We start from the raw sequence: 5,889 nt of genomic DNA on the forward strand, positions 1-5,889 counted from the left end.
GTGCTGAATGCTTTGCCGCTATGGATAGAAGATTACAATTGCAATCATCCACATAGTGGATTAAAAATGAAATCCCCTCGGGAGTTTCGGGCGCTAAAATTAGCGAGTTAACTGTCCGTTTTTACGGGGGCTAATACATACGCGAGCTTAAGTTTATTTATCTATTCAATCCGTAAATAACTCATCACTGTCTAATGATGTGGTGTAGTGGCTTGGGCGGTATTATCTAAAATCCCATTGATTTATATTTTAAAAACAGTCACCTAACATATTAAAACCAGCCCAGACTCCTCGAATGGTCTTTTTCATGATTTGATCCCACTGCACAGCTTTTGTAAACTAAATATTGTCTCCTATTTCTGGCTTGAAAGGATTGATCATTCATCACAAGGCATGGCTTGGTATTAGAAATCTCTAAATCCTATCCTCTATAATTTTTGAAGATGATCAGGTTAAACAAGAAGAGATGAACTTTCTTGTTGAGTATTAAATCTTCACGCTTTAAAGTAGTTGAGGGGGAGCTTCAGATAGGACACGCCATTTTCCTCCGGAGTAGGGAACTGTCCACCTTTCATATTGATCTGAATCGCTGGGAGAATCAGTTTAGGCATACTCAGTCCTGAATCCCGCTGGTTTCGCATCTGGGTAAATTCGGCTTTGCTGATTCCCTTATGAATATGGATATTCTGTGTTTTCTGAGTCTGGATATCAGTTTCATACACATATGATTCACGTGTTTCAGGCAGATAATCATGACACAAGAAGACCCGGGTATCTTCTGGTAGTTCAAACAGCTTCTGTACTGAGTCGTACAGCACGGGTGCACTGCCATTTGGAAAATCACAACGTGCCGTACCATAGTCCGGCATAAACAGCGTGTCGCCAACAAAGACTGCATCTTCAACCACATAACTCAGGCATGCAGGCGTATGTCCGGGTGTTGGAATATTATAGACCTCGAGTTCACCGATGTTGAAATGTTCACCATCTTCAAATAAATGATCGAATGGTTGATCAGCATTTATCTGCTTGAGATCCAGATGATAAATTGTAGCAAAGGTCTCCTGCACCACAGCGATTTTCTGGCTCATGGCAATCTTGCCACCCAACTCAGCTTTAAGATACTGCGCTGCAGTCAAATGATCAGCATGGACATGAGTTTCCAGAATCCACTCTACTGTTAAATTTTGCTCTCTGACATAGGCGATAATTTTATCGGCATGGGTTGTTGATGTGCTTGCCGATGCCGTATCATAATCTAAAACACTGTCAATAATGGCACAGGCTTGAGTGGCAGGATCACGCACGACATAACTAAAGGTATTGGTATCTTCGTGAAAAAAATCTTTTACTACAGGTATATTTGACATATTTAAGCTCCTGCCCATTTACGGTGAATCAATACCCCAGCCAGCATCGCGAATATAAAATACAATATCTGATAATGGCCCAGGCCAATCAGGGTGAAACTCGGTGCTGGACATACGCCGGCAATCCCCCATCCGATACCAAACAATAGACTGCCTGAAATCAGTTTCGGGTCAATTTTCTGGTTCTGGGGTAAATCGATCGGTTCATTAAAAATAGTTTTAGGTGCCTGGCTTCGTACCGCCTTTTGAAATGGAATAAATGCCACCGCAATTGCACCCATCATGACAAAGGCCAGGCTGGCATCCCAGTCACCAAATAAATCCAAAAAGTCGAGAACTTTTTCAGGATTAGACATACCTGAAACCATCAGTCCGATAGAAAACAGAGCACCAAAAACAAAAGCTAAAATATTTTTCATTTTAAAATGCTCCAGTTACATGACGAATTATATAAACAGTAACAAAACCTGCAAACATAAAGGTTACCGTTGCAAAAATGGAGCGTTTTGATAACCGGCTAATTCCACAGATTCCATGCCCACTGGTACAACCCGACCCCAGGCGCGTACCAAAGCCAACAAGCAGTCCTGCAATGATCATCATGAGAGGACTGGCATTCAGTTCAATTTCTGGCTGAACAAATAAACCATAAATAAATGGCGTGATAATAAGACCTGATAAAAACCAGAGTGCGGGCGTTTTAAATACCGTCTGTGGATTCAATACTTGACCGATCAAACCACTGATTCCAGCAATACGACCATGTACATAAAGATAACCCACAACCGATACACCAAGCATCAAGCCGCCTATGAAAGCAATCAGGAAATCATGCATAATGAATCTACTTCTTTACAATATATTATTTTATAATATATAATATCAAATATTAATCAACCCCCCTGTGGTATTATTCTGTAACTGATTTTTAATGCAGCCTTATAGAAGGAGATTACATGAATACTATAGTTAGTCAGGCTAAAATTGATTTTTCAGAAGTCGATAGAGTTACAAATTGCTTAAAAGTCTTATCAAATCCGGATCGTCTTAAAATTTTATGTGTCTTGGTAGAAGGTGAACTCAATGTACAGCAAATTGAACTCTATAGTGATATCCAGCAACCTACCTTGTCACAACAATTGACTGTATTAAGAAAAGCAGACATGGTCAGTACTCGCCGTGAAGGTAAACAGATTTTCTACCAGGTTTCTGATCCTAAAGTACTTGCTCTGATGCAAACCTTGTATCAACTGTACTGTGCGGTTTAAACCATCAGTCTATCCCAAAAGAAATGATCAGCAGAACTCCTGTCAGCAAAGTACATAGATTGAGCCAAAACAGAATGCTGGGTTTGATAATCAGGTAAAAATGCTGTCGGGGTGAATAACCTCAGTCCGATACGGTATTGCTGAATCGATGTCAGATTAATCAGCATACCAAAGACCCATTACTGCAATACTCAACCAGTGACTATATACACTCTTATGTGGGTACTGAATGAGTAGATTTGATTTTGCAATCACGAAACCAAAGGCAATCAGAGCCAAACCACGCCGGTTCTACGCCAGTACTGTGCGCTCCACGGTAAATAAAACCTGCGGATCTTCGAGATTTGCTCTATCTTGTCATCATAATTTAATAGCCGATACTAATTATTCTTAATGCTGAGATAAATACTCTTCAATATCCTCAGCCATAGCTCTGGCGGTTATAGAAACTCCAATGCTGGCAAAGGTTATTCCCATCCACTTGCCATATCCGACCATCCACCGCTTAGGTCGCCCGATCGAATGTTTTAAGCTGTATCGAGATCTGGCTCTACCCTACCCATCGTCCTCCAGTGATCAAATGAAGTTTTAAACTCAGTACACCAGATCACTGCATCAATTTTTTGTTTTGAGCCATCAGATCAAATGGAATTCTTGACAAATGATTTAACAGGGATGGGAAGAAAAAGACGTAATGGCTTTCAGGCATGTAACCAGGCACATCCTGCTTGATTTTACTCATCCAAAATCATAAAAAGTATTTTCTTGGGTTTAAAAATAAGACATAGATAAAATAGTCTTTCCATCATCGATCATAATCACATCAGTTTCAGTCTATTTCTGATTAAAAGTCTTCACTTTGAGTTATGAAGACCTGAATATAATCATCATACAAGTTCAACTGAAATTCTCAAATATGCCACTATTCGGTCTTTTGGATTAACCCGTTCATCAGGTTTTCCGGATTCTGAAAACTAAAAAACCAATTTAAAAAATAATGTTTTGAGATTTTTAGGGGGGATAATTTATAGCATAGAGCAATCATTTTCAGATCAGCTTAAGGGTGCTTGATGCATTCGCTTATACATATTTTTTCTTTTGGAGAAGGTTTTATCAGTAGAGAGGTTCCAACGCCTTAAATGGATTTATATCTTCAATAAAAAAGCATTCAGACCTATATTGGGTAATAAAGTCCAGCCAAATCTTATTTAGCAAAAACTTGATAAATCAGCTACGTGATTTATCAAGTCATCTTTAACTTATTTAAAAATATTTTACAAAATAGGTAAAATTGAAGGAATCATATCCTGAATGGTCTTCCCATTACAGGTTTCACCTAATGCTGACATTTTCCAGGCACCATTGTGACGATAAACTTTAGCAATAATTAACGCAGTATAATTACCTTTTGCGGAAAGATTATATTTTGCAATTTCCACATTGCTGGTGGCATCAACGACACGGCAAAAAGCATTTTCAACTTTTTCAAAAGTTTGGCCACGGAAACTACTGATTGTAAATATAATTGATTTTACTTGGCTAGGAACCTTAGTCAGATCTACATGGATTACTTCATCATCACCATCGCCATCACCGGTACGATTGTCACCCGAGTGTTTGATGCTGCCATCACGGCTCTGTAATTGACCGAACCAGATACTATCTAAAGCTTTATTATTCTCATCAAACATAATTGCAGAGGCATCAAGATCGATCGAATCACCTCCACCAAACATGCCAAAAAGACCACCTTTTTTTGCGACATCCCAACCTGCGCCAAGAAATATTTTAGTTAAAGATGAACCATCACCTTTCTCTAAAGAAATTTTTTGACCTTTTACTAAACTAATGCCCATTTAAATTTCCCTCAGTTTGAATTTGAAGTGCCACGACCTAAAGCGGTGGATAACCACTGTAAATAGCTCGCACGATTACGTGAACAGACAATCACTTTACCATGTCCACGGAACTTAATGACTAAACCTTCTCCACTCGTAAAGCTATTCACAATATTGCCAACAAAGCCTCCACCACCTGAACTTGGAATGCCAATATTATAGTTTAAAGAAGCATCCCAAGCGGCGACGTGTCCATTATCAATGGTTACCTCACCTTGCTCTGGAGTAATCTCTAGCTCGAGTAAAGTTCCACTGCCAGAAATACAGACTTTACCCTGCCCACTGGTTTCCATAACTACAAAACCTCCCGTACCACCGAATAATGCGCCGCCTATATTGCTTTGGACTTTTGCTTTAATCATCGTGTGTTCGGTTGCTGCTACAAAAGAGCCATCAGATAAAATATACTGCCGTTGACCTACTTCTAGAATCTGCATATCGCCATCCAGATTCGGCGATAATAAGCACTCTCCTGCACCCTTGGCTGCTTTAATTTGCTGTTGAAACAAGGATTCACCAGAGGTAAATTTGCGCATAAAAGCTTGAAAAATTCCGCCGCGTAATTTACCGCCGACTTCAAGATTCTGTTCAACCATCACCATGGCATCAGATTCACAATAAATTGTTTCACCTTGCTTCATACTGACATGTAAAAAAGGTTCTGGACTACCCACAAGATTAAACTCTGCCATTACATTTACCTACCCTCTCACGATATTTCTATTTTTTGCTTCTGTTAACCATATCGGAAATTCTTGAAGTAAAAAATCGTATAGCATTAAGTCGGAGATACTTTTAATATTTTCTATGTTAAAAAAATTACAATTGTCCACCACTCTGCCTTCCATGGTATCTAACCTCTCCAATACACCATAATTTTTCCCGCCAATGCCGACAAATTGCCAAAATATAGGTTGTGATGATGCCTCTTGTAATATCTTTTTAATTTTTCTAGCTTCAGCAACACCACCATCAGAAATAAAAACAATATATACAGGTAAGTCGGATGGAGTTTCTTGGCTAAAATAACGTAATACGTCTTCAAGAACGGCAGGCTCATTATTATAGCCAGCTCCCGCATTCCATTTTTTATAGCCTCCTTGTTCTGAAGCTATGTAGTTATTTAAATTACCCAGAGTAACATTATTTAAGCGCAGTGCTTTTTCAGCAAATGCCCAGCATTCAAAACTGCCATCATCATCAAAATTTAATGCCAAAGGCATAATCCGGTCTAGAACCTGCTGCACATCGCCGGACTTATATTGCTGGTTCATTGAGCCGGAATAATCCAGAACCAGAGCCACACGAGCTTTCAGACCCAGCAGGCTTCTTTTTTCTAAACTTATCAATGAT

The 5,889-nt window shown here is 39.3% G+C and carries 7 protein-coding genes; 1 reads left to right on the forward strand and 6 read right to left on the reverse strand.

Annotated elements, in window-relative coordinates; translation table 11 throughout:
• Positions 1-494: 494 nt before the first annotated feature.
• Genes ACKI4H_RS10210 through ACKI4H_RS10220 form a run of 3 tightly spaced genes read right to left on the reverse strand, consistent with a single transcriptional unit; the run spans position 495 to position 2,207 of the window.
• Positions 495-1,370: an MBL fold metallo-hydrolase gene (locus ACKI4H_RS10210; protein WP_407305464.1), complete on the reverse strand. Its 876-nt coding sequence runs from the start codon at positions 1,368-1,370 to the stop codon at positions 495-497.
• Between the two features lie 2 nt (positions 1,371-1,372).
• Positions 1,373-1,789, reverse strand: a complete 417-nt coding sequence (locus tag ACKI4H_RS10215) for a DUF6691 family protein (protein ID WP_407305465.1) — start codon at positions 1,787-1,789, stop codon at positions 1,373-1,375.
• 1 nt (position 1,790) lies between these two features.
• Complete coding sequence (locus ACKI4H_RS10220; RefSeq protein ID WP_407305467.1) at positions 1,791-2,207, reverse strand: YeeE/YedE family protein; 417 nt, start codon at positions 2,205-2,207, stop codon at positions 1,791-1,793.
• A gap of 119 nt (positions 2,208-2,326) precedes the next feature.
• On the opposite strand from ACKI4H_RS10220, the gene ACKI4H_RS10225 reads away from it, so the two are divergent.
• A complete protein-coding gene (locus tag ACKI4H_RS10225) occupies positions 2,327-2,638 on the forward strand; it encodes a metalloregulator ArsR/SmtB family transcription factor (RefSeq protein ID WP_407305469.1) in 312 nt (103 codons plus the stop codon).
• Positions 2,639-3,912: 1,274 nt separating this feature from the next.
• On the opposite strand, the gene ACKI4H_RS10230 is transcribed toward ACKI4H_RS10225, so the two are convergent.
• From ACKI4H_RS10230 to ACKI4H_RS10240, 3 genes are all read right to left on the reverse strand, one after another.
• Entirely contained in the window at positions 3,913-4,494 is a 582-nt protein-coding gene (locus ACKI4H_RS10230; RefSeq protein ID WP_407305471.1) for a TerD family protein, read from the reverse strand.
• An 11-nt stretch (positions 4,495-4,505) separates the two neighbouring features.
• Positions 4,506-5,228 (reverse strand): TIGR00266 family protein, encoded by a 723-nt coding sequence (locus tag ACKI4H_RS10235; RefSeq protein WP_407305473.1) that lies wholly within the window; start codon positions 5,226-5,228, stop codon positions 4,506-4,508.
• Between the two features lie 9 nt (positions 5,229-5,237).
• Positions 5,238-5,889 (reverse strand): vWA domain-containing protein (locus ACKI4H_RS10240; protein WP_407305474.1); only part of this gene is annotated, 652 nt, incomplete at its 5' end.

Origin of the sequence: Acinetobacter sp. (assembly GCF_045628685.1) — a bacterium.
Lineage (GTDB): Bacteria > Pseudomonadota > Gammaproteobacteria > Pseudomonadales > Moraxellaceae > Acinetobacter.

Excerpts from the sequence above, each read along its gene's own strand:
- ACKI4H_RS10220 (WP_407305467.1), bottom strand. The coding sequence starts at position 2,207 with ATGCATGATTTCCTGATTGCTTTCATAGGCGGCTTGATGCTTGGTGTA.
- ACKI4H_RS10235 (WP_407305473.1), bottom strand. The coding sequence starts at position 5,228 with ATGGCAGAGTTTAATCTTGTGGGTAGTCCAGAACCTTTTTTACATGTC.
- ACKI4H_RS10210 (WP_407305464.1), bottom strand. The coding sequence starts at position 1,370 with ATGTCAAATATACCTGTAGTAAAAGATTTTTTTCACGAAGATACCAAT.
- ACKI4H_RS10230 (WP_407305471.1), bottom strand. The coding sequence starts at position 4,494 with ATGGGCATTAGTTTAGTAAAAGGTCAAAAAATTTCTTTAGAGAAAGGT.
- ACKI4H_RS10225 (WP_407305469.1), top strand. The coding sequence starts at position 2,327 with ATGAATACTATAGTTAGTCAGGCTAAAATTGATTTTTCAGAAGTCGAT.
- ACKI4H_RS10215 (WP_407305465.1), bottom strand. The coding sequence starts at position 1,789 with ATGAAAAATATTTTAGCTTTTGTTTTTGGTGCTCTGTTTTCTATCGGA.